19 protein-coding genes are annotated in these 22,743 nt (G+C 44.1%); 7 read left to right on the top strand and 12 right to left on the bottom strand.

Features of this window, described 5'->3' with window-relative positions:
- Positions 1 to 110: 110 nt before the first annotated feature.
- The 5 genes from CCZ37_RS02115 to CCZ37_RS02095 all read left to right on the top strand — a co-directional run bounded on the left by CCZ37_RS02115 (position 111) and on the right by CCZ37_RS02095 (position 5,060).
- Complete coding sequence (locus tag CCZ37_RS02115) at positions 111 to 446, top strand: helix-turn-helix domain-containing protein (RefSeq protein WP_017042710.1); 336 nt, start codon at positions 111 to 113, stop codon at positions 444 to 446.
- Positions 439 to 1,845, top strand: coding sequence for a HipA domain-containing protein (locus CCZ37_RS02110; RefSeq protein ID WP_167372367.1), 1,407 nt, complete (start codon positions 439 to 441; stop codon positions 1,843 to 1,845). Before CCZ37_RS02115 ends, CCZ37_RS02110 begins: the two co-directional genes overlap by 8 nt.
- Positions 1,846 to 2,108: 263 nt before the next feature.
- The gene (locus CCZ37_RS02105; protein WP_080608637.1) at positions 2,109 to 3,125 is read left to right on the top strand and encodes an SMEK domain-containing protein; all 1,017 of its coding nucleotides are present in this window, start codon (positions 2,109 to 2,111) and stop codon (positions 3,123 to 3,125) included.
- Entirely contained in the window at positions 3,122 to 3,358 is a 237-nt protein-coding gene (locus CCZ37_RS19620) for an ABC-three component system middle component 6 (RefSeq protein WP_017042714.1), read from the top strand. Before CCZ37_RS02105 ends, CCZ37_RS19620 begins: the two co-directional genes overlap by 4 nt.
- Positions 3,330 to 5,060, top strand: coding sequence for a DUF2326 domain-containing protein (locus tag CCZ37_RS02095; RefSeq protein ID WP_080608636.1), 1,731 nt, complete (start codon positions 3,330 to 3,332; stop codon positions 5,058 to 5,060). Before CCZ37_RS19620 ends, CCZ37_RS02095 begins: the two co-directional genes overlap by 29 nt.
- Before the next feature lie 384 nt (positions 5,061 to 5,444).
- On the opposite strand, the gene CCZ37_RS02090 is transcribed toward CCZ37_RS02095, so the two are convergent.
- The 12 genes from CCZ37_RS02090 to CCZ37_RS02035 form a co-directional block, all read right to left on the bottom strand.
- Complete coding sequence (locus CCZ37_RS02090; protein ID WP_094499631.1) at positions 5,445 to 6,977, bottom strand: IS66-like element ISVa12 family transposase; 1,533 nt, start codon at positions 6,975 to 6,977, stop codon at positions 5,445 to 5,447.
- Positions 6,978 to 7,036: 59 nt separating this feature from the next.
- Complete coding sequence (tnpB, locus tag CCZ37_RS02085; protein ID WP_094499614.1) at positions 7,037 to 7,390, bottom strand: IS66 family insertion sequence element accessory protein TnpB; 354 nt, start codon at positions 7,388 to 7,390, stop codon at positions 7,037 to 7,039.
- Positions 7,387 to 7,707, bottom strand: coding sequence for an IS66 family insertion sequence element accessory protein TnpA (tnpA, locus tag CCZ37_RS02080; RefSeq protein WP_094499630.1), 321 nt, complete (start codon positions 7,705 to 7,707; stop codon positions 7,387 to 7,389). The genes tnpB and tnpA overlap by 4 nt, the downstream gene beginning before the upstream one ends.
- Positions 7,708 to 7,962: 255 nt before the next feature.
- The gene (locus CCZ37_RS02075) at positions 7,963 to 8,778 is read right to left on the bottom strand and encodes a restriction endonuclease (RefSeq protein ID WP_094499629.1); all 816 of its coding nucleotides are present in this window, start codon (positions 8,776 to 8,778) and stop codon (positions 7,963 to 7,965) included.
- A 518-nt stretch (positions 8,779 to 9,296) separates the two neighbouring features.
- Positions 9,297 to 11,003: a S8 family peptidase gene (locus CCZ37_RS02070; protein WP_094499628.1), complete on the bottom strand. Its 1,707-nt coding sequence runs from the start codon at positions 11,001 to 11,003 to the stop codon at positions 9,297 to 9,299.
- A gap of 312 nt (positions 11,004 to 11,315) precedes the next feature.
- On the bottom strand, positions 11,316 to 11,612 hold the full coding sequence (locus CCZ37_RS02065) for a Dabb family protein (protein WP_094151689.1): 297 nt from the start codon (positions 11,610 to 11,612) through the stop codon (positions 11,316 to 11,318).
- Positions 11,613 to 11,756: 144 nt separating this feature from the next.
- Complete coding sequence (locus CCZ37_RS02060) at positions 11,757 to 12,041, bottom strand: type VI secretion system PAAR protein (protein ID WP_010318209.1); 285 nt, start codon at positions 12,039 to 12,041, stop codon at positions 11,757 to 11,759.
- Between the two features lie 177 nt (positions 12,042 to 12,218).
- The gene (locus CCZ37_RS02055; RefSeq protein ID WP_094499627.1) at positions 12,219 to 12,941 is read right to left on the bottom strand and encodes a hypothetical protein; all 723 of its coding nucleotides are present in this window, start codon (positions 12,939 to 12,941) and stop codon (positions 12,219 to 12,221) included.
- Entirely contained in the window at positions 12,942 to 16,199 is a 3,258-nt protein-coding gene (locus tag CCZ37_RS02050) for a T6SS effector BTH_I2691 family protein (RefSeq protein WP_094499626.1), read from the bottom strand.
- Entirely contained in the window at positions 16,196 to 17,083 is an 888-nt protein-coding gene (gene vasW, locus CCZ37_RS02045; RefSeq protein ID WP_094499625.1) for a type VI secretion system accessory protein VasW, read from the bottom strand. The genes CCZ37_RS02050 and vasW overlap by 4 nt, the downstream gene beginning before the upstream one ends.
- On the bottom strand, positions 17,083 to 19,170 hold the full coding sequence (locus tag CCZ37_RS02040) for a type VI secretion system Vgr family protein (protein WP_094499624.1): 2,088 nt from the start codon (positions 19,168 to 19,170) through the stop codon (positions 17,083 to 17,085). Before CCZ37_RS02040 ends, vasW begins: the two co-directional genes overlap by 1 nt.
- 139 nt (positions 19,171 to 19,309) lie before the next feature.
- Positions 19,310 to 19,828, bottom strand: coding sequence for an Hcp family type VI secretion system effector (locus tag CCZ37_RS02035; protein WP_010318197.1), 519 nt, complete (start codon positions 19,826 to 19,828; stop codon positions 19,310 to 19,312).
- A 302-nt stretch (positions 19,829 to 20,130) separates the two neighbouring features.
- On the opposite strand from CCZ37_RS02035, the gene arfB reads away from it, so the two are divergent.
- A complete protein-coding gene (gene arfB / locus CCZ37_RS02030) occupies positions 20,131 to 20,544 on the top strand; it encodes an alternative ribosome rescue aminoacyl-tRNA hydrolase ArfB (protein ID WP_010318196.1) in 414 nt (137 codons plus the stop codon).
- A 379-nt stretch (positions 20,545 to 20,923) separates the two neighbouring features.
- Positions 20,924 to 22,675 (top strand): lysophospholipid acyltransferase family protein, encoded by a 1,752-nt coding sequence (locus CCZ37_RS02025; protein ID WP_094499623.1) that lies wholly within the window; start codon positions 20,924 to 20,926, stop codon positions 22,673 to 22,675.
- Positions 22,676 to 22,743 lie beyond the last annotated feature (68 nt).

Genomic DNA, 22,743 nt, shown 5'->3' with positions numbered 1-22,743 from the left:
TAAATTGCACTTATAGATAATTTCTTATACAGTCACGACAAAAGTGAGTTATAGTGAACCTATATATCAATACGAACCCAATAGTGACAAAAGTACATTAAAAGGCACTTATGAAGAAAGGTAAGATGGTAAAGGCACAACCTATGCCTGATTTGAATACCGAGTTCAGTATGGAAACTCTGGGGAGTGCCATTCGTTCAAAGCGCACCGATAGAGGCTGGCGTATTGATGATCTCGCTTCAAAAGCCAATTTATCTCGTAGGACAATCATGAAGATTGAAAAAGGCGATACCAGTGTCACCTTTGCCAATGTACTCGTCCTCATGGATATCTTAGGGCTGTCGTTACGCCTTATCGACTTAAACCTATTTGTTCGTCCACATAGCCAAATAACCTCCCAAGCTGAAAACAGCGTGAGAAGCAATGGGGACGGTTGGTATGAGTAAGTTACAACAGTTAGACGTGTTTATCGGTACGAATACCAAAATTGGTCGTTTGATTCTTCCTGTCGGAACAGAAACAGAGTTCTCATTCATCTATGAAGAAGAATGGAAACACACTGGTTTCCCGATTTCGCCACACATCCCTTTCGATGATCAGGCTTCGCCACGTAGTATTGAGAACTACCTCAGAAATCTCCTTCCTGAAGGAGAAGCCTTTGAGGAAATGATACAAAACACCACTATCTCCAAAAGCAACACGTTCGGGCTGATTCGTAAGCTTGGTGCGGAAACATCTGGCGCATTGTCTTTTCAAGTTCCAGACTCAGAACCTGGGGAAACCAGCTTTAGATCTGTACCTGATGATGAACTAATAGAACGACTAGAGCGAAATCTAGCGCCATTAGTGTATTGGGACGGTAAGGTTCGCCTTTCGGTTGCTGGTGTTCAAAATAAGTTAAACTTACTTAAGCGCGATGATGAATGGGGGTTTGGTGAAGGCAAATTAAGTTCGAACTACATTCTGAAGTTTGAAAGCGGTAAAGCACCGTGTATTGCTGTTAATGAGTTCTTTTGCATGACATTAGCCAAGCTAGCGGGTTTGGACGTCGCTAATGTTGAGTTAACTCGCATTGGGAAGACTAGGACACTGATCATAGAGCGGTTCGATCGTGCCTATATCGAGGCTCGTGATGTCGTTCAACGAAAACATGTGATTGATGGCTGTCAGGCGACTGACTTACCTCCAGGTTACAAATACGAGCGTCAGAATGGGGATGAAGGCGATGGCGTATATATGCGTGATGGCGCTTCTTTCCCACGCCTACTGAGCGTCAAAACCATAGACACGGTCATCACTAACCTAAAGCTCACCCAATGGATGCTCTTTAATCTAGCAACGCTAAACTACGATGCCCATGGTAAAAATATTAGCTTCTTCGTCACCCCTAAAGGGCTGGAACTAACCCCTTTTTATGATTTAGTCAACATAGAAGCCATCGCTCAAGAGGGAACAAAACGCAACTCACGAAGCGGTAAGTTGTCTGCTGATGAGAGGCGTGCCGCCAGTATCCCTCAATATTTTGCAATGTCGATTGGAGATTGGGAAAGTGAAGACTTTCAAAATCCGCCGAAAGGTAACTTCAAACGCCCTATCACCAGCTATGATTTAGCTGAATTCGGCGCTCTGCTGGGTTATTCAGGCACCAAAATGGCTTCCATAATGGCAGAAACCGTTGGTGCTATAAAAAATGCCCTGAAGGAAGCGATTGACCTTACCGAAGCTCAAGGAATCGAGGATGGGGAACGTGAACACATAGAGCTATGTGTGTCACTCATACAAACAGAATGTGAATACTTGCTAGCGCAAGCCGACAGTGTGCCAGAAATGAGTGGGCTTCTTTAATGGCTAATACAGGGGCTATAGCAAACAATTTATAAATTATTTTTGGGCTAAACCATGCTAGCTACATTGCTAATTTAGCAACCTCTAAATCAAGTCAGGCATGGAAAGTCGCTTTGCTAAGCATCCAGTCTGAGTGATTCAGAACAGAATACTTCTCTCAATAATCCTCTCACTATGTTGTGCCAAATCGTTGGTTTTCATAGAATGGAGTGAAAGAATATGGCAAAGCTCATATAAATTATATGTTGGTTAAGTAGCAGGTTATGACTCAAGACGAGCGCATTGAAATTATCAATAAGATATCCCGAACACTATCAATATTGATGTGTGACATGAAGTTGCAGCAGTCAATGAACATCTATGCATTAAACATTCATGCGGAAGATTTTTACTGTAATGTGTTCAACTTTCTTTACCTAGGTAAAAACTTCAATAATGCGAATTCGGCTAGTTCAAACGAGGCATACATAGACCTTGTTGATCACAAATCGAAACACATGATTCAAGTGACGACATCAACGGGTAAAGAAAAAATAGATAACAGCCTCAAGATATTGGAGTCACATAACTCACATTACAAGCAGTATGAGTTTGATATCTTTTTCTTACTGGACAAGCCTAAAAACCTCCAGAAAGCAACAATTGAGTCATACAAGAACAAGTATGGTATTGAAGACATTAGAGAACATCTGAAAGATCATACAGATTTGCTCAATGATATTAAGAACTTAAAAGATGATAGGTTACGAGTCATCTATGAAGAGTTCTTCAAGGACATCAGTGAAAAGTACACTGATGAAATGACGTTGCAAATCGTATTCGACCTACTAGTTAAGGACAGTAACTCTAAGAACGTGGATTACTCTGTTGACTTCAACAATGTAGGCCTAGAAAAGAAAATTGGGATAAACAATTTAAATCGCCGAGTTTCTAATCAGTTATTTATAGGCAGTGAGGCTTCTCTGCCTATATATGAACACATTGAAGGTGCAGTCTTAACGGAGTTGCGAGTACTGATTGTTGACGGTTTATACACTAGTATTATTAAACAATATCTTTCTAATGCTGGTGCAGCTCCTAGAGAGTTAGCTAAAAAGAAAACCGACGAGCTTCACCACCTAGCGAGTAAAGATTATAAGTTAGACTTTTCTACGATACTTGGAGAACTTTGCCACAAGATTGAAGATAAAACGTACAAGGTTAGCTACCAAGAAACGTCCATGGCTTGGGTTATCATCGCTTACTTTTTTGAAGAATGTGATATTGGAATGAAACAATGATTTTGCCAACCAAAGTCTTAAAACCAGTTGACTCTTTGTATTGTATCTCAGCCTATGTGGTCGAGATTTTACAGGGGACAGATGGAGTTGATTTTGATGTCCTCTTGGATGAGCTAAACCATGCGTATCCAATCGAAATTTCCATTGAAAAACTACAATATTGTTTAGACTTCCTATTCATTTTGGGAAAGCTGGAGCTAGAAAATGAAACTCTTAAAGCTGTATTCAAGTAATCCTAACTTTAAAACCATCAATTTTAATGAAGGGATGAATATTGTCGCAGGTCTACAAACTAGCTCACTGTCAACTCGTACCTGTAATGGAATCGGGAAGAGTACTTCTCTTCAATTAGTCCACTTGTTACTTGGTGGGCAATTAGATTCAAAATACCCAAGTGATAGAACGCTACAGAGCTATTTGTCTGAATACGGCACATTTTCATTGGACTTTAAAGTTGGCTCAGTACCTTACACCTCCACCGTCAACTTTAAGAGTGGTATCTACTATTTAAATGATGAAAAAATTGGAAAGTGTAAGACGTTTTCGAGCAAGCTCTCTGAGAAAATATTAATGGGAGCAATCAGTGATGTGTCTTTTAAACAAGCATTAAATTGTTTTGCTAGAAGATACCTCCCTGGTCGTAACTATTACTCTGATGCATTGATGCAGCAAGGAAGGCCTACTGAAGACTTTTACCAACGAATTACAAACCTATCGCTTCTTGGGTTAGATGTTTCTCTAGCTAAACAGTTTAAAAGTGTTCGTGAAGAGTTGGATGAAATCAAGAAAATAAAAGATTCGCTTCAGAAAGCAAACTTAACAGCTAATGAAAGTGAGCTGCGAGACCTAGAAGATAAACTAGAGCGTTTACTTAAAAGTAAAGCTAACTTTGATATTGCCCCAAATTACAATGAGTTGAAGCGTGATGCTGATTTACTGACCGATGAAATGAATAAGTTTCGAAATGAAGTATTTAAAATTGAACGTGACGTTAGGAACAAAGAGCGGGCGCTCGATGAAAGCCAAGAAGTAAAATCAGTAGATCTAGATAGAGTGGAACAGATTTTCACTGAAGCTGCTTTCCACTTCCCAAATTCAGTTCAGGTACAGCTTCAGCAAGCACAAGATTTTCACGTACGTATTCATAGCGCTCGTCGAGAACGCTTGATATCTCAGGTAAAAATGCTCAATGATAAGCGTGAGCATCTAGAGGCTTTGTTAACAGAAAAAGAAGAGCGCCGAGATAGCATTCTTAAAGACTTGGATTCGAAAGGTGCACTTGAAGAGTTTAACTCAATCGTTGAGCATATCCGTACGACAGAAAATAAAATCGCAGAGCTATCAAGTTACCAGAATACTTTTGCTGGGGTTGAGAAACAAAAACTCGCATTAGAAAGTAAAAAAGCGGCTTTAAACCTCAAAGCTATAGAGTACATTGATGCTCAAAGCGCTCATATTCAAGGGATAGAGAAAAAGTTCCGTACATTGGTTCGACGATTCTATGATGATCATGGTGGCGCGATACGAATTCAGAAGAACAGCGGTGATGCAAAGTACCTCTTTGACATAGAACCATATATTCAAAAAGATTCATCTCAAGGTGTAGGTGAAGTAAAAATATTCTGTTATGACATGCTGTTATTTGAACTAAACAAAAAATTATTAGGGTTCATGGCTCATGATAGCGCACTATTTGGTGGGGTAGACTTACGTCAAACTAAGATGATGTTTAAGATTGCGCTGGAAATGTGTGAAAAGCATGGGCTTCAGTATTTTGTGAATATCAACAAAGACGTCTATGAAAAACTTATCTCTACAGCCCAAGAGGATGACGTTCTTACTATTGAAGATAAGCAAGCCCTACTAGATGGAACCGTGCTAGAACTATTCGATGATAAACCTGAACATACTCTCTTTGGTGAGTACTTCGGATAAGCAAACCAATTCGATATGTGTAACAAAGTTAAAAATAGCCTCGTAAGAGGCGCTTTTCTGGGTTAATTAGCTTACCCCAGAAACAAGACTCAACATTAGTCTTCCAAAGCTCATCTCAGATAGCTTTCGGTATGGCAAAAAAGATGAGCAAGATATGAACCATTTTCTACTTTAAAGAAGAATGTGCAAAAGTGTTTCAGAGCTTACGTTCATTACCCCATTGGTTCTGACAAACCCACTTATGAAAGATAATGGGTAACACATTTTCCACCACAGAGTTCTGCGCTGAGAGATCTTTTTTATCTATCAATTAAATGAGCAAACTTTAGTTTTTGATGATTTTAGCGAGAACAGTGTATGCGCCCCATGATCCCACGGGGCGTTTTAGTGTGAGAAGTTCCAAGGAAGCAGTGAGTTGATATCAGGCTCTGGCTTTGCCAGTTCTTTCATACATTTGACCATGTAATCGTAGAGTATCAGTCCGTTCGCTTTCGCCGTCTCGATGATGCTATACAGCAAAGCACTCGCATCAGCACCAAGCGGATTCGTCGAGAATAACCAATTTTTTCTGCCAATGACCAGCGATTTGATTGCGCGTTCCGCTCGGTTGTTGTCGATAGATAAATGCCCATCTTCAACATAGCGTATCAGCTTAGGCCACTGACCCAAGGTGTACTTGATGGCTTTACCAAGAGGACTCGATTCGATGACTTTCTGCGTGGTTAACCAGTCATAGAAGTCATCCAACATCGGTTTAGCCTGCGCTTGTCTTTCTGCCCAACGCTCTTCGACCGAAGCCAGTTTTAATCGAGATTCAAGTGCGTACAACTTTTGGATTTTGGCTAACGCCACATCCGCTTTACCTGTTTTACCCTTGCCCTGAAGCTTCTTCGCTTCCATGAACTTACGACGTGCATGAGCGAAGCAACCGACATTGGTGACGTTGGTTAATCCATCATAAGCCGCGTAACCATCACTTTGCAGATAGCCTGAGTAATCACCCAAGAAGTTCACGGGGCACACTCTCGCGCGACTGTTTTGATAGTCGAACAAGACGATATTTTTCATGTCAGGGAGTTTAGCTTCAGGGGAGTCGGCTCCCGAGCAGTACAACCACATGTAACATTGCTTGTCTTCCTTGAGCACATTGAGCGGCGTTTCATCGGCCTGAACCACCACTTGTTCGAGTAAGTGAGCCTTCAGTGCCTGATAAAGCGGTTTGAACTTTTCACTCACCTGGATTACCCACCTGGCCATGGTCGTTCTCGATAACTCGATACCTGATTGGGTGAACAAGGTTTCCTGACGATACAGCGGAAGCGCATACTGATATTTACCTAAAATAATGTTGGCAAGCAGACTTTCGGTAGCGAAGCTTTTGGGGATGATACTTATCGGTGCGGGTTGTTGGTGAATGTGGCTTTTTTCAGCCTGTTGTTCACACTGACGACAGGCGTATTTCGGGCGAACGACTTCCAATACTTTTAGGACGGCGGGCGTGAACTCGAGCTTTTCACTGCGGTCTTCGCCGATTTTATGCAGAGCGTGTTGGCAGCATGAGCACTGCTTGTCGTGCTCATCTAGGTCAAGTACGAGTGTTTCACGCGGTAAGTCTTTAGGCAGCGGTTGACGTTTACCACGACGTTTAATGGTCGTCGTTGTGGTGGTGATAACCTCATCTTCCACTTTCGCTGCTTCACATTCCGCCTCATTAAAGAGGTCACCTTGCGCTTCATTATAAGGCTTTAACGCTTCCGAGCGTTTGGCGAATTGACGGTCAAGGGCCAGTTTAAACTGTTCAATTAAGGATTGGCGCTCTTGTTGCCACTCTTTTTTCTCCGACATCAACGCTTTCACCATAGCTTGAAGCTCGGCGATGTCTTGGCTTTCTGGGTTAATATCGGGCGTCTTTTTCATGGCATTGATTATACTAAAAACACCACGCCAAGGCTTGGTATAACTGACTTTTATCGAGATTAACTCATTGTAAAATTGTCTATTTTTATCGGTTTATGGCCGATTATCGTGAAGCCAGATAACAGTCTATCTAAGTCAAATTGAGTCAGAGTGTACACCTGTTTTTTCTCTTGAGTGGGCCATTTGAATTTGGCTTTTTCGAGCCGTTTGTACCACAGGGCGAAGCCCGTTTTATCCCAGTACAACACTTTGACTTTGTCGCGTTGTTTATTGGTAAACAGGAAAAGTGCGCCCGTGCCGAGCGGCAAATCGGTTTCGGACTCGATAATCGCCGCTAGGCCATTGATGGATTTTCTAAAGTCCACGAACTCTCGATACAGGTAAACATTCGGGGCGCTCAACATTCGTTTCATGACAGTGCTCCGATTAACTCTGCCAGATACGAGGCAGGTGTACCCTGTGGAATGCTGAGTTCAGCGTCATTAATAAATAATGTCATGTTGGCGACGGGTGTTTGAGTTACTTGGTAGCGAGTCGTTTTTTCAACGACTTCAGCTTTAACAAAGCCACTGATATTGGCTGACTCCGTAGTTTGTAACTGCTGGCGCTTGGCATAAAAAGTAGAAAGACTTAACCCGTTACGCTCACAGAAGACACGCTGGGATAGATGGCTGGATTGGTATTGCTCGAACAAGGTTTGCCATTCTTGGTTGGTGCGTCGTTTTGCCATTTCAGATCTCCTTGAGGTTGGAGATTTGATCTTATGGCGGACTGAGGTTGATTAGAATGTGGGGTTTATGATGCGCTTACTAAGAGGGCTTTTTTATCTATTAATTAAATGAGCAAACTTTAGTTTTTAATGATTTGAGCGAGAACACTGTTCTCGCAAAAGCATTTTAAGTTGGAAATTAGGCTCAAAAGGTTAACTTTTATGTTCTGAGAACACCCTTCTATACAGTTAGACTGCTTGAATCCTCACTCACATTCAACAGTCGCAAGTGTAGCGACATTTAGGATACGCAGAGCAACCATAGAAACTTTTACCCGCATTACGGCCTTTTCTAGCAACACGAATCACAAGGCTAGACTGGCAGTTTGGGCAAACCTTGGAATGAGGATCGAGTGTAGGCTCATCAATGACTGGCTTATTCATAAAGCTACGACCATCTTCAATCATGTGGACTAGCTCGCTACCATTAACCAACCACAGGCGCTTCTCTTGAGCAAAGGCGATGGCTTCAGAAGTAAAATCTCCCGATGTTACGATGATCATTTTGCTAGCACGATTGTCGATCATCACACCATACATTTCTCTTAAGACTTGAACTCCGACTTTTCTAGCTTTCCAGTGCTTACATTGTACAAGACTCAACTCACCGTTTTTAGTTAACCAAATATCTACCCCACCATCGGCCTGCTTTGAGAAAGATTGTTTAACGTCGTAGCCTTGCTGCTTAAAGTACTCGCCAATGTAGCTTTCAAATTCAATCCAGCTGAGGGAATTAAGCGGAGTCGTGTTTTTGTTTGCTCTGATTTGAGACGTCGTCGCAAGATAATTATGCTTTCGCTGATACTGCTTAAAGAACGCAATTGGAGCTGGAATTAAAAACAAAAAAGCAAAATACGGTGCCATTTGCGGAAGATTCGGCCCAATGGCATTGAAGATGAAGTTATCACTGCGAGCCGCTAAACCTGGCAATAGGAAAGATAGACCAACATAAATGCCTGCTGAGAACAAGATACTCACCCACCACGGCGCATCCATCAAATGCCAAATAATTCCATCATTTTTCCGAGCCATAACTCCTCCCAATAAGCATCAAAATGCATTAAAGCACAATTACCAGACCTAATACATAGAGTTAAATCATGTATTTAGTGGGAGAACAAACAGCTAGCACATTGTTCTAGCAAGAGCATTTTTTATTCGTGTTATTAATCATGTAAACAATGACTTACTTTATATTTACGAAGGTTAAGCGAGAACACTGTTCTCGCAGTAACAAGTTGCATCTATTTCTGTTCTTCTATCCAGCGCTCAATGTCTTTTCTCTGCCAGTTCAAGTCTGGGAGGGGCCACCAAATTCTAGAAGGTTAGTAAGCGTAGTGTTTACTAACCTTTTTTTGTACCTGACGACTTTGGGTCAGGTAATGGGTCAGGTAAGCCCCGATCACGCACTCTTCTCTGAATACAAAAAGGCGCAGCTGGATAATATCAGCTACGCCTTTTATTACGCTCACTGTTATTAAATTAAGCCATCGGTAAATAGGCCTGTGCTTGCACAACAAGCCAAAGTTGATCCATTACCAACTGCGACACTACTTACTCGCGATTGTTTCAAAAGCGGCTTCAGCATCAACCATTCCACCCGAGATCGATAGCGCACTGAATGGAACAAGCGTTTCAGGTGATGATGGTTTTTTCACTAACAGCTCAGGATAACGACGGGCGCTATCAAGTAATAGAGCTTTGAGTTCTACTGCGGAGATCTCTGGATAGCGTGACCACACCATAGCGGCAACGCCTGATACTACAGGTGCAGCCATACTCGTACCACTATAGGATGCGTAGTTATTGCCTGGCGTAGAAGAGAGAATGCGATAACCGGGTGCAAAGATATCAACCGATTTTTGGCCATAATTACTAAAACTGGCGACAAAATCTTCATTCGCGTATTTCGCTGATGCACCTACGTCTATCCAAGTTGAAATAGGTGACGATTCGTAAGTATCGGCAAAACGATTAGGGAAGCTTGGTTTACTATCATTATCACTTTGGCTATTGCCTGCAGAATGGATGATTAACACACCTTTGCTGGCCGCATAACGAAACGCGTGATCAACTACAAATTTACGTGGTGAATAGCTTTTACCAAAACTCATGTTGATGATTTTTGCGCCATTATCCACCGCATAACGCACAGCATTAGCAATGTCTTTATCGCGCTCATCACCATTGGGCACCATACGCAACGACATGATTTTCACATCTTCAGATAAGCCGTCAATACCGATACCATTGCGACGCTCTGCCGCAATAATTCCCGCCACATGCGTACCGTGTGATGCATCAGGCCCTTTTACATCATTATTTCCATAGCCCTTTTCCCAAGGATTGCTGATGTCATCTAAAACGATATCAGCACGAGGATCAAACTCAAGGTTGTAGTAGTAATCTAACGCATTTTTGTATCGGCTATGTCTGGATGCAAGGTAGTCAAACGAATACCAGTCGTCGAATAGTGTCAACAACGCTTGAGCAGCGGAGACAACTTCAGGGTTCGGATGTGACAGTAAAATGAGCAAACCTTCGGCCGTAAAATCTTTATGCTGAGTCAGGGCTGAGATTTGCGATTTATATTGATTCGCTTGCTCAATAGCATCAGTGACCTGCGCGAGCAGGGTTTGGTTACTCTGAACCTCGGCTAGATATTCCGTTTCTATTGCTTGGTAGTAAGCACGTTTTTGCTCAGGTATCCAATCATTGCCTTCTAATAAATCCAGGTATTTTTTGTACTCACGCGTCAGCTCTAATGTATCGTAATCCACATTGATACCAAGCGAGTTGCCTAAGAAATTCCAACCATACACATCATCAATATAGCCATTACCATCATCATCAATGCCATTGTTTGGGATTTCTCCCGCATTAACCCATAACTTGTTCTTTAGATCTTCGTGTTCAATGTCCACGCCCGAATCTAACACCGCCACGATAACAGGCTGAGGTTTAAGAGGGGGCATTAAGGATTCATACACATAATCCGATCCAACCCCTTGGATAGAGGAATAGTTAGCCGAGAGATTAAACCAATCACCTCGCCGTTCTGCGGAGCTACCCATGGTACGCATCATAAACCAATGAGGAATGACGGGCCTTGGACGATGATCTTCAATGATGTTGCCTTTTATGTCTTTAATAAAAGGCGAATTCATTGGGGTGGGTTCCACACTGACGTTTGCCGAAACCGATGCTGAAACGAGTATTGCTGCAGCAAGAGCAGAATATTTGTATCCTTTATTCATTTTATTACATCCTATTTAATGCGCTTAGAAAGCGACCAAAAAGATAAAACGCAATACAATGAAAATCATTCACAACAACAATAAAACCATACATCCATCTCACTATTGTGAATGCTTTGTGCTGAAAATTTGATCTAAGCACCATTGATACAATGGTGAATATAAACTCACAAGATATTGATAAATCTATACTTTAACGACATAAGGACGATCATTAACAAGTAAGATTCGATAGACGGCATCTCAACTTTCAGGCTTGAATCCTAGCGATGGAGTAGAGATAAACACCGTCTAGATTTTACTGGCTTGTAACTAAATCGAATAATCGAAAACGATGATCTCTTCAAGCAAAGGACGAAAGACATCTTTTAGCGCGTTATGCTCTGGATGAGGTAGGTAATTTTGGCGTCCTTGCTCATCGGTAAATGTCATTAAAACGCTGTGGGTATAACCTTGGTTTTTACCTTCTGGGCTGTCGTTCACGCCCCACTCAACAGCGGAGACCCCCTCAATTTTCTCTGGCATGGCTTCAAACAGCGACTTGAGCTGTTGGATGTCGGCAGGCTGAGTTTGTGGTTTGAATTTGATTAATAAGATATGGCGGATCATTGTTCGCTCCGTTTCTGGCCGTAGAATTTCTTTTCATAAAGAGGGATAACGCTGGCTCACTGGTGCTAAAGCTGCTGTGCTTAAAACAATAAAGCGGCACTCAAGATTTGAAGCGCCGCTTTATTGATTAAATGGGCTACAACCCTAACCAATATTGACCGATGAACCACCAATAATTACGCCACCACAGTCAACGGCATCGCCTACTCGCGCGGCGGGCTTGCCATCAATCATAACGCTGCCCGAGCCGCCTTTAATTGCACGTGGATGGCTTGGGTTTTTCGGTTTGTCATGAGGCTCTAGCGGGTCGCCCTGCCTTGCCACCGCTTTACCATCAATTTTTACCGTCGGTGACCCAGCGGTGATCGGCGTCGGAGGAAAACCATCATGATCGGATCCGATATCTCCTACTAATGCACCATTTGCCATTGATTTGCTCCTTATCAGATTCGTTGATTAAGCTTGTTGCGATGTTGTTTACCCTAAGGGCTTAGGATTTTATCGGCTAGTGATACACCATCAATACCGCTAAACAGCCAAAAGTGAGCTGTACGCCGGAGACACAATTAGAGTACCAAAGTGCCGCTGGTGTGAAAAACCTTTAAGCTATTCCTCTTTTAATTCTTGATTAAAGATAGGATGCTTGTACTGATCGTTAACTCGCTGTAACGGAAGATAGTCGACATTATTATGAACACTCTTCACGAGCTCAATAAAACGTGTTTTTTCATCAAAGGAACTAAAAAAAAGTGTTCTACTAAATCGAGGATGTCTTCTGCTTTCGGAATTCAATTTCACCATCTTTTCTTTGATCGGGTCAAAAACAATCAATTGGTCAGCAAAGTAAACCTCTTTCTGATGTACGGTGGGATGGAAGTTGGTCAAACCAAAGGCCAGCAGGGCAAAACCGCCTGCACCAACAAACGCTAACGGGCCAACAACGGCTAAGGCTAGCAAACAGACCGCAATCCCCACCCAAGCAAAACCACGTACAAAAGTGTAGGCCGCATCCGGAATCACTTCTTGGTCGGTATAATGAACCCCCGCTTGCGTTAAACTATAGCAATAGCGGTGGTCGGGCATCAAAAGATACCTCACCGCGGCCATGCCCGCCGTACCAAAGCTGATAAAGCCCCAAAACTCTGCACTGTTAAAAGCAATATCCCCGAACAAAAGAAATAGTGAAGGAAGCAAAAAACCAGCAAAGATAGCGCAAAACCAGAGAGCCATATTACTGATGTCTCCTGTTGTACATTCCCACTGATGGATCACCTCACTACTGTGCAAATTTTGCTTAAACAGCTCTAACTCTTGTTTATCAATTAACATTTAACCCTTTCCTACTACGAGATTTCTTGTGGCAATATCATTCGCCTCTGCAGATTGCAAATCCAATTTACCCGCGCGAGTCCCACTGGCGCAGAATTTGAAACTCTGTTCGTTGACCCAACGCAGTGGCAGTGAAACGCAAACCCCAACGGTATCCTTATCACTTCCACCCAGTGTAATACGATACACTGACTGATGATCTTCAATACTCCATTTGCCCTGCTGTTCATTGACTAGTATTGGCGTTACCGCCTCCCTTTGCCGTTGATAATATGCCGGCTGCGCTGGCAAACGGGTGATTTGTAAGCCTATAGTCTGCCCCTTAAGATAATCTGGTAAAGTGAGCTCTAACTGCCATTGTAAAGAGCCTGCATCCATCCATTGTGCTGGTTTACGTTGCGTAACTTTACTCAACCGAAGACTCGGACGATGGAGAAGGCGCTCTAACTCGGTCAATTCTTGGCCCACCGACCAATGAGCACTCTCTTTCCCCCACGTCGATTTTGATAACCAGATTTCTAACTCTGAGCGTTTAAACACATTGGTCAAAATAACCCCGATCAAATAGACAATACCAATCACAGCAAAACCGGTGAGCATCCAACCAGCATTAATGGCAGCAATTGATGAGAAACCTAAGATGTTCTGTATCAACCTCATTGTTTGAGCAACAAAAATTAGCATTTGTGCTCCAGTTGCTCCACCTTTTAATAAATAGCCTAAGCGCTCAAGATCGGTTTTACTGTTGTCGTTAAACTTGCCCCAGCTTTCCCATGCCTCTAACCCGCTGGCAATCATGCCAACGGTAGCCACCAAGGCGATGGATTTAGAAAAAGTTTTTAGGGCATCTTTGGCTTTAAGACTTGATGCCTCACCTAATGCTTCTTTTAGAGATTTATCCAAAAGCTCATATTTAACAATCGTCCCCCAAGCGCGCCCAGCACTGATGGCACCGGCGGCCACAATGGTATAGCCAGTGGCATAAATGGCTTCGCCCAACGCCGGATTCTTCGAAGGATCCCAACTGGGGTATTGTGCGACCTTATAGCGGATATTCTCCAAAACCGCCATGGTATTCCATAGGTTCAGCGCAAACAGCAAGCCCCCTAATCCACCCAGTTTCTGACTCACCGACGCGCTACTGGTTTTGACGTTTTTCGATAGCGCACTCAGTTTCTCATTTACCGATTGCTGAAAAGTGTTCATCGCCGCTTGGTTTTTGAGCGTGAACATCATCGGCAGTTCACTACTGAGTAATTGCCCTAGCTTACGTTGTGCGGATTGCGCGGTCGCAATTTGATGGTTTTTGGGGCTCACATTACCGGGCTTGAGTTCCAGAGCATCATTCATCTCTTGCAAGATGACATTCAACTTAGTCTCAAATTGCTTAAGCTCAGCCGCATACTTGGGGTTATGTTGCAACACCGCCTCTTCTCGTACTAGGCTTTCCACTAATAATAAGCGAAGGTTAGCCAGCAAACTGGGCGTTCCTCCTTTGGGCTGAGTCTGATAAGGAAACAGCAACTCCATCACCGCTTGCCAACTCTCTTTCGCTTGATTGGCTACCGCTTTTTGCAGTGCACCAAAACTCGATTGAACGGGTTCAATCCATGTCTTAAACCATGCTTTTTCCCGAATGCGGCCATCCCCCGTGAACGTATCCCAGTTTGCGATCGCGGCCGAAAACGCCACCATATCACTAGGATTACCTGTAGAGAGAAAGGAGGTGCTAAAACCTTGGATGTGGCTGTTAATGGCTTGATTCGCCTGCAGAGAAAAGCCGGTTGACGCGAGCGCCATGAGGTTTTTCGGTGAATCAAAACTGAGCTCTTTTTTGAGGGTCTCAAGCGCTTTTTCATCATGATTGACTTGCGTAACCGCCACTAGAAATTGGCTAATTAACGCTAACAAATACGCTTGCTGGATCTCATCTTGGTTATCTATACCAAGTAGAATCGGGTCAAGGCCAAGCTGGTTGAAGGCAGACATAAACTGCGCATAGTGCTGTTTAATCTGTTCATCCAATCCTTTGAGTTGGGTGTAATGCTCCACCAAAAAGTTATCTAAATCCGCCCAGCGCACTTCATCGTTAAAACCGTTGTCTTTTTTGCGCCACTTGCGCATCTGAGCACTGGTGGGTTCAAAACGATAGAGTGTTTTCAATTCCGCCAATTGCTGATCCGCTTGCTGCTGCATGGGGGAAAGCGCCTTTGATGGCGTGATCCCTTCACTGGCTAATTGGCTAAATTCCATTTCGGCTAATTCAGCCGTAGCCCAATATTCAGTAATGGCTCTTTCTAACTCTAAAATACGGATCGGATCTTGTTTTACAAAATCGGGAATTTCTTTTTCTTCAAGACGAATTCGGCCTAATGTGCGTGTCAGCTCTGCCATCTGCATTTTATGCTGTTGCGTTTCATCACCAACCGCTTTAGTTCGCTTTTCCACTTGGGTAGTAAAAGTAACAAATAAATCTGACACGTCCGCTAAAGGGTCATTCAGCGCCACAAATAAACCGCAGTTTTGCTCTGGCAAATCTTGCAAATAACCACTGCTGCTCACCACCGCTTTGTCGGCAACGAATTTGAATTCCGCACCTTTCACCGCTTCTTCACTTTTCTCTACCGGTAAGAAAGGGGTGCACGTAGCTTTAAAAATATCCTGCTCAGCTGGCGTCCCGATGTCCGCCACATAGTCTTCAAGATACTGAGCAAAATGCGCATGAGGGTGAGTACCATTGGACTCAAACTGTTTAAGGCTCACTTTTCGCATCACAGCATGACGGCTGCTAGTATTGGAACGCATATGCTCACACACTCGCCACGTCCATCGTTGATGCGCATAACCGATAGAGAGAGTGTGCTGGGCGGGATAGAGTAAACAGCTTTTGCTTTCACCTTTCGAGCCGCGCTCGTGAGTGGGTTTGCTTGCCTCATCGTCAGACCACTCAATTTTGGTCAACTTGCAGCCAACCACTTCATATTCGTGCAGTGTTTTTGCTGTTTCATCATAGACATAGAGCCAGCCATCACGCAGTTGCCTTAAGGTGTAGCTACGCTGCTTGGTAGAGAATTGACCTTTCCACTGTCGATCCGCTTTGGGTAAAGGGTGTAATGCTTGACCTTGATCATCATAAACATCAAAGGCGTAACGAACAGGAATTATCCCTATTAACGGCTGTTTAAAAGGACATGCACTGGCTGGATTTTGCGCATCATTGGTCTGCCCTGTTTTCGCAGCTTGATTGGGATTACTCATCCTTGAACCTCCTGTGATGATTGTGAATAGTGATAAGCCAGCTCTGCGGCCGCTTCAATGCGTTGCGAAGGTGTACGACTTAAAGCCTGATACAACAAAGGATCAATCTCGGGATACTTCCCTTTTTCAAGAGCATCAACACCTAAAAACCCCAACACATTAAAAAACAGCATTAAATCTCGCTCACTGCTAAAGCCCTGCTGGTAAGCCCATTGAGCATGACGATGAAATAATTCAGGGTCAGACTGCCACTGCTGCGCTAAATCCGGAAACCACTGCTGCACATGCCGCTCGACCGTTTCTAAGGTATTGATCCATGTGATGTTGCCAAGCCGTTGCCACTGTTCATCGGTTAACTTGAATCGCACAGGAGTGTCCTGAGTCGCCGTCAGTTCTGGTCGTTGCACATATTGCCAACCTTGACGTGTCGGCAACCAAGCTCGATTGATCACTTTCCACAGTGGTTGGCATTGGGTACTCAAAAGTACATACGCGCATTCACTGTTCGCCATTTTAAGAAACACCGTTGAACCATAAGGGGATTCCACTTGGATCAAACGACGCAGTTGTTCAGCAATGTCTTCGATGGAGTCTAAAGAAGCAAAAAAGAACCCAGCTAACCCCTGATTCTGCTCAAGAAACCAGGTTTTAACTGCATCCGTTGCCAAAACGAGATAAGGAGACACCTCTTTAAGCTGCTCAAAAGGCGGAAAAAGGTACAAAGGCTCCAAAACCAATTCACCCGATAGACGGTACAAGGCTTGTGCTAGATGGCTGATTTGAGCACCATCAACCAAAAGGTAAAGCCTTTCTTGTGTATCCATTTCCATCTCTGGAACCGAGCTCACCCAGTTATGCACGACAAAGGAATTTGTTGAACGCATTAATTTCCCTTTGCCTCTTCACACACTTCACACACAGGTGCAGGACCTTTGAGTGCTTCAATTTGTCGCGCCTTAAGTAAAGGTGACATGGATTGCTGAGTGGGAGTTACTGCTGCTAGCTCAATCTCTTGCGGCGTTTTGGCTTCATCAACCCCTTGTGGCAACGCCGCTACAACACCGCCATAACCCGAGCCGCTGCCTGCGCTGCCGCCGGAGTTAAGGTTGATCGCAGGCCCGACTAGGTGCACGCCGCCGCCATCCACTTTGATAAAACTGCCCGCAGCTTTAATGGTGATCTCATTACCCGCATCTAACACCAACTTATTGCCTGCTTTAAGGTGCACTTCATTTCCTGAATCAAAAACCGTTTTTTCACCGATTTTTTGGTGCAGTGAACCACCCACTTCAAAGCTATGATCTAACGCTATTTTCTGACGGCTTTCACCCTCCACCGTTAGGTGTTGGTTATTTTTAATGTGGCTGAACTGGTCGTTATCCACTGTCAGGTGTTTATCGTGTTTGATGTGGGTGGTGGCATCATTTAGCACTAGCGCTTCATAGTCTTTTTGCGCATGCAGGTAGATTTTCTCTTGCCCTGCTTGGTCTTCAAAACTCAGCTCATTAAAGCCTTCACCTTGATGGGTTTCACTGCGCAGTACGGTTTTGGTTTTGTTATCTGGCAGTGTGTAGGGCGCTTTATTGGTGGCGTGATAAGCGCGGCCTGTGACGATAGGTTGATCCGGATCGCCATTTAAAAAATCGACAATCACTTCATGGCCAATTCTTGGGATAGCCATCATACCGTATTGGCTGCCAGCCCAACCTTGCGACACCCTCACCCAACATGAACTGTGTTCATTGCCGTTAGAATATCTGTCCCATGGGAAATGCAGTTTAACGCGGCCATACTCGTCGCAGAAGATCTCTTCGCCATCGGGGCCAACCACATGGGCGATGCATGGGCCATCCACTTGTGGCTTGGTGTGTGGTGTTGCGCGCCACGTTACATCGGCCGGGATCAAGGTAAATTGGTTACTGTAGGTCGTTGCACCACTACCACCAGACTCTTCTAATGCTTGCGGCTGCCGGCCTTGATGGTTTACTTGCACCACAACCCAATCTCGGTTCGCGCTATCATCTAAATGCTCGACCAAATCAAACAGGGTTCCGGCTTGCAAACGCGCTTCATTGCTTTGACCTTGTGCAGTACGCGCCTGCCTTCTTAGGTACTCTAAACGAATTTGGTTAAACGCTTTACCGCTCTCATCGTCTTTAAATCGACCCGGGAAATCAAAATGTTCATAGTGGGTCTGCTGGTAATCCATCGCGGTGCCGAGTGCACTTTGCTTAAAACCGTAAGTCGGTTTTTTAAAGCTGTAATCCGCCAATTGGCTTTCCGCCACTTGCGATTGCGTGTGGCTGATTAAGTTGGAAATGTAAGGCGTGTCAGCGATACCACCGGACAGCACATTGTAAGGGATTGGCGTATCAAGCTTCGTTAAGCTTTGGCTGTCGTCACTGAAAAAGAGAGTGTGTTTACCTTCTTCATGAATAAGGTGATAGACCAAGCCCTCTTCGGCGGCTAAGCGGTGTAAAAAGTGGATATCGGTTTCACGGTACTGTACGCAGAATTCGCGCTGAACAGATTCTCGTTTGAGCGAGAAGGCATAGTCGTCAATGCCCATCTCTTGCAGCACAATGGAAAGAATTTCAGGTACGGTTTTAAGCTGGAAGATGCGGCTATTTTGGCGCAGCGACAAGCGCTCTAATGCAGGCACCAAAGTGAGTGAGTAGAAGGTGTGATGATGACCAATATCGCCTTTACTGAACTGGCGCACGATGCCATGCACGCGCTGCACCACGCTACCATTCCGGAAAACCGTTAGCTGAGCTGTTTTGTCGACGACCTCGGCTGCACTCAAAATAGATTGACGGCTTGCGAGCTCAATGTGGTAACGAAACCCATAACAAGGCTCGCCATTGGCCAGCGCACTCTCCGATAAGGATTCTTGTCCTTGGTATTCTCGCACCACAAATGCATCGTCGGCGAGCCCGTCAACCTTTAACGTAAAATTCAGCGTGGCCATCTTCCATCCTCTTTACATTAGAAACAGCAAAGCCTTAAGCAAGTCACACTCATTGAATGTACTTTGCTTAAGGCTAAAAAAGGTGGCTGGCCGGATTGGCTTTGCTTACGCAACATCAGCCAGCCACCCAAATCAAAGCTTACGCTTCTACTGGTTTGCGCCAGTCATCTGAGCCTGAAGTACCCGCGTTCACGTGATCCCACAGGATTTTACGGTAAGACATAGAAACCGTAACGTTTTGTGTGAAGTCGCCGTTTTTTGGATCTTGGCAGTGTGGCATTTCGCAATGAATGTCCACGATAGACGCGCTTTCGAGTTTGGTCGTGAAGAAGTTCTCTTGCTTACCTTCGATAGAGGTACGGTACCATTTTAGCTCAACCGATTTCATCTTCTCGCCAGACGCCAACGCGTTATAAAGCAGAGGAACCGCTTTGTTGAGCGCGACGGTGAATTTGAATGGTTTGTGAACACGTTGACCAGAAGGCTGACCAGATTGTGGGTCAGTCGGTACAGTCACAACGTGGTCAAACATTTGAACCAACATTTGATCTTCATGACCTTCAACGAACGCATCGCCGATAGAGTCAGTAGAAAGAGCGCCTGCAGTAATCAGACCCTGAGTTTCGCCTTCGATAGAGATATAACATGGAGTTGGCATGACTTAATCCTTATTTAGTAAGAAAAAGCGATGGAAATTGCATCGCGTTATGTATCTTTCTCATAGCAAATGAAGTGCCAAAACAAAAATAGTTATATTTCAATAAATTAGATAAAGCCTCTTAATTTTCGAGCAAGAACTTGCTCATCCGGGTAGAAACTTGCTCGTATCAAGCAAGTTTTCGCTGCTATTTCGCAATGCGTCATTCTGTATCGCTTTCCCCAATCTAGCCACAATCTGCGGTAGATAACCTGAGCTACCTCCACTAGAATGCGGATTGAACACATTTTTACTTTGGTTGTATGCTCAAACTATCTAACACTATTGAACTGGCAGACTGGGAAATCGAACTGACTGCGATTCGTGCGGCCGGTAATGGCGGGCAAAACGTCAATAAAGTTTCCAGTGCTATTCACTTACGTTTTGATATCAGGCGCTCAACATTGCCGGACATCTACAAACAAAAATTACTCGAAAGACCAGATTCCAGAATGACCAAAGAGGGCGTTATTGTCCTCAAAGCGCAATCTCACCGCACCCAAGAACTGAATAAAGAAGATGCCCTCAAACGTCTCAAAGAGATTATTCTTTCTGCGATGGTGATAGAAAAAACACGCCGGGCAACCAAACCGACAAAAAGCTCTCAACGTCGGCGAGTTGACGAGAAAAAACGAATCGCGGCTAATAAATCACTGCGCGGTAAAGTTTCTTTTTAAGTGAACAGATGGGAAGCAAAGATAAAGAAAAGGGATAAGGATGACACTCTCGCGCTAGAAACAGCAACGGGAGCAAGAAGCTCCCGTTTATTCCAGATCAGCAAAACAAAGGTTCAATTGACATCTTTATATTTTGTACCGCCCCTATAAGCTAACACCAAATAAGCAGCACCAAAACAAAATCAGTTCATTTTGTGAGCAGAAAATGATTTATTGTTGCTAAAAAATCATTGTTGCATCCAAGATTCTAGTTCATCTCCAATTTGAGACGGATTTCATTAAACTGTAAAAAAAGAGCCATCAATTACTCACTTAATCGCAGCCAGATTGTCATCTTCCCTCTCTAGCATAAGCACAAAGCATAAAATGCGAGGTTGCTATGCTCACGATAAGCCCTTTTAAATTACCCAGAAAAACCCCGTTTGGACTAGGTGAACACTTCACTGAGTGGGCTACAGGCCTTACTCGTTTAGATAAGTTTTATGCACAACGCCCACCCCATTGTGATACCGCAACATTTTTGCGTTTTACGTTAGAGGTATTGGGTATTGACTATCAAGTGGTGAAAGGATCATTAGCTCAAGTGCCCGCTCAAGGCGCGACAGTCGTTGTTGCAAATCACCCACTTGGTTGTGTGGAAGGCGTTATTCTGGCTGAGATGCTGCTTTCAATTCGCTCTGACGTGCAGATATTGGCCAATCACTATTTAAAAACCGTACCAGAGTTAGATTCGCTGTTTATTGGTGTAGATGTTTTTGAAGGCAAAGCAGCGCAAAAAGCGAATATGCAAGCCTTGAGAGCCGCCAATAAACACCTTGCTCAAGGTGGGCTACTATTGATGTTTCCAGCAGGTGAAGTGTCACAACTGGTTGATAGTAAAACTCAGAGACTGGAAGACAAACAGTGGAGCCGTTCAGTCAGCCGACTGATACAAAAGCATCAAGCAACGGCATTACCTGTGTTCATCAACGGGCAAAATTCGAAACGCTTTTACATGGCTGGAAAAATCCACCCGCTATTAAGAACATTAATGTTGGGCCGTGAACTGCTCAATAAAAAGCATCAGCGTATCGAAATTGCTATCGGAGATGCGATCAATCATAAAGAAATCCAACATCTGTGTGATGAAACACTGGTCAACTATTTAAGACTCAACACCTATCTTTTAAGTCACATCAGCCCGGCCAAGCGCAATAAAACCAGTGATGAAACATTGCCACCAATCGAGCCACGACTCGCCTTAAGCGCTTTATTACACGATATTGAGCAGCTTTCTTTTTCTGATCATCTATTAAGGCATAACGAATTCGATGTGTACTGCACCAGCGCAGAAAACATCCCCTCGTTACTGCACGAAATAGGACGAGTGCGAGAGCACAATTTCAGGCTCGTAGGTGAAGGCACAGGCACGGCGCTCGATATCGATCAATACGATCGCAACTACCTACATCTATTCATTTGGGATCGCGCAGCGCAAAAATTGGTCGGAGCTTACCGCTTAGGCTTAGTTGATCGCATTGTAGCCAAAAGCGGTATTGCAGGTTTGTACTCCCGGACGCTATTTCAGTATGACCAACGCTTTCTCAATACTATGGACAATGCGATTGAAATGGGACGTTCAGTTGTCGATATCGATTATCAAAAAAGCATGGCTCCGCTACTGCTGCTTTGGAAGGGAATCGCAACCTATGTGCATCGAAATCCGCACTATACGCACCTTTTTGGCCCCGTCAGTATCAGCAATGATTACAGTGAAAGTGCGCGCCGTTTATTAACCGACACCATGACTCTGCACTATTACCAGGCCCAACACGCCCATTTGGTAGAAGCAAGTAACCCACTCCCGGCCCAACAAGCGCCTTGGAATGCGAGTTTGCTGAGCGCATTGGCTGATTTACAACTGCTTTCCAAAGTGATTGCTCGGTTAGATGAAGGAAAAAGCGTACCGGTGCTACTGCGTCAATACCTCGGTTTAAATGGCAAGTTAGTCAGTTTTAACGTAGATCCTGACTTTAATGATGCACTCGATGGTTTAGTTGTGGTCGATTTACGCAACGTTCCGGTGCGCAGCTTAAGCCGCTACATGGGCACCAAGGAAGCATACGAATACCTCACCCATCACGCACTTTAACCCTGTGGTTCCGGTTGTTTATACCTCCTCCTTTTAGGAGGAGGTGATCCCTCTTGTTAGTTTACTTC

Origin of the sequence: Vibrio qinghaiensis (genome assembly GCF_002257545.1) — a bacterium.
Lineage (GTDB): Bacteria > Pseudomonadota > Gammaproteobacteria > Enterobacterales > Vibrionaceae > Vibrio > Vibrio ordalii.
The sequence above is the reverse complement of the archived record's forward strand: the minus strand, read 5'-3'. Positions and strand labels throughout refer to the sequence as shown.